The 1,632-nt window shown below is 61.1% G+C and carries 2 protein-coding genes; both read right to left on the bottom strand.

Annotated features, from left to right (window positions below):
• Positions 1 to 1,087: 1,087 nt before the first annotated feature.
• The gene (locus AC1DT2_RS22755; RefSeq protein WP_157504948.1) at positions 1,088 to 1,225 is read right to left on the bottom strand and encodes a hypothetical protein; all 138 of its coding nucleotides are present in this window, start codon (positions 1,223 to 1,225) and stop codon (positions 1,088 to 1,090) included.
• Between the two features lie 296 nt (positions 1,226 to 1,521).
• Positions 1,522 to 1,626, bottom strand: coding sequence for a beta-1,3-glucanase family protein (locus tag AC1DT2_RS22750; RefSeq protein ID WP_477298929.1), 105 nt, complete (start codon positions 1,624 to 1,626; stop codon positions 1,522 to 1,524).
• Positions 1,627 to 1,632 lie beyond the last annotated feature (6 nt).

The following is a 1,632-nucleotide window of genomic DNA, read 5'->3' as shown; positions in this document are numbered from 1 at the left end:
GACACGTCCTCCGCGTTTCGTACCGGAAAGGCCGCTGCGCGGCCGTGTACTTATTTGGCCTACGGCCGCTCCACTTGTGCGGAACTCGCCTCGAGGGTGGGCACCGAAGACTCTTCCCATCCCTGAGGTTCGTGTGGGTCGAGCCGACAAAGCAGCGCCGCGCCGGCTGCTGGCTCTTCGCCATCGCCAAACGGTCGGCTCCAGCGCGTCGAGATCGTCTGCGCGAGGCAGCGCAGCGGCGACGAAAACGCTCGCCGCGCCGGAAATGACGTATCTGCACGACCGCCGTAACGGCCGGCTTCGGCGGCAACTCCCACCCCCAACGGCTCTCCGTCCAGCTGACCGTATCGTCGTGAGAGACCTTGGTGTCCCCGCGAGACGCCCAGGTGTACGAAGCGACGGCGAAGCCGAGCCCGCGAGGCCGAAGGCGAGCTATGCGCGAGATGCGAGATGCGAGATGCGAGATGCGAAAGAATGCCCCGCCCGAAACCCGCGCGCCCGGGCCCGGTAATCCGCAAAGAGCCTTTTTTTATGTGGGAGCCGCTGCAGCGGCGATAACCAGGCTACCGTTCACCTCACTACCGCGATCGCATCAGCGCTTAGGGAAGCGAGCCATCGCAGAAAGACTCTAGATCGTTGATTTTCGGAAGTGTCTTCGCCGCTTCTCCGGTCAGTCCATAGACCTCGATCCCTGCCAGCCGACCCGCCTGTTCGTATACGAAGATGCCGCTGCGCTCCGATCCCGACCGAAAGACGTATTCAGCTAGAGGTCGCATGCCACCCGTTGGCGCAGGGCAATCCTTCATTTCGAATTGAAGGCTCGCGCACCCGCACTTGCACTTCCAGGGTGAAACTTCGAGCAAATCAACTTGAGACAAAAAGCCAACTGCTGAAGTCGGCCCATTCTCGAGCATCCAGCAAAGAAGCTGCTTTTCTGCGTCGCTGAGAGGGCGATTCATTCGTCGTGCMTGTGGGCCGGGTTCTGATGACGACATTATCGAAGGCGGCGTGGCGCGGCAATCTGGCTATCGCCGATGAATCGGCTCCTACAGAAATCTTCGTCGTACAGAAATGTCTCGTGACGCGCTCAACGAATGGCGACGACGAAGGCGGCGGCCGATGCCACATGCGTAGCGGGCGAAGCCACAAAGGCGCCCAGCATCAGCAGGCAGGTCAGCACACCGGCGGCGAAGAAGGTCTGCAGCATGGCGGTTTCGAATTTCATAGTCGTTGTCCTTTGACGATGTTGAAGTGGGGTTCGCGATTAATGTTGCATCGGACGTGCCAACCGATGGAATGGGCCGCAGGGCGCATTCCTGGGCGGTTTACGCCGGTCGGACGAACGCATCGGTCGTGTCCGCGGACGATGCGCGGGGCGTCCGGACGGGTGTCCGGGCGTTTTGGCGGTCTGGTTATCGCCGATGAATCGGCTCCTACATAAAAAAAAAGCCCGGCGTAAGCCGGGCTCTCCTTTGCAAAGGGCGGCGGGTCGTCCCGCCACCCTTGTCTTACTTCAACCCATTACCAACCGATCCCGAGTTCGAGATGTTCCGGCTGCGTCTCGATCAACGTCGAGCTCTGGTCGGATACATCGTCGTACGCGAAGCCGTAGGCCTTGCCGTTCACGCCGTG

This window comes from Luteibacter sp. P4_E6 (assembly GCF_056401535.1).
The sequence above is the reverse complement of the archived record's forward strand: the minus strand, read 5'-3'. Positions and strand labels throughout refer to the sequence as shown.

Coding starts and splice junctions, on each gene's coding strand:
- AC1DT2_RS22755 (WP_157504948.1), bottom strand. CDS start 1,225: ATGAAATTCGAAACCGCCATGCTGCAGACCTTCTTCGCCGCCGGTGTG.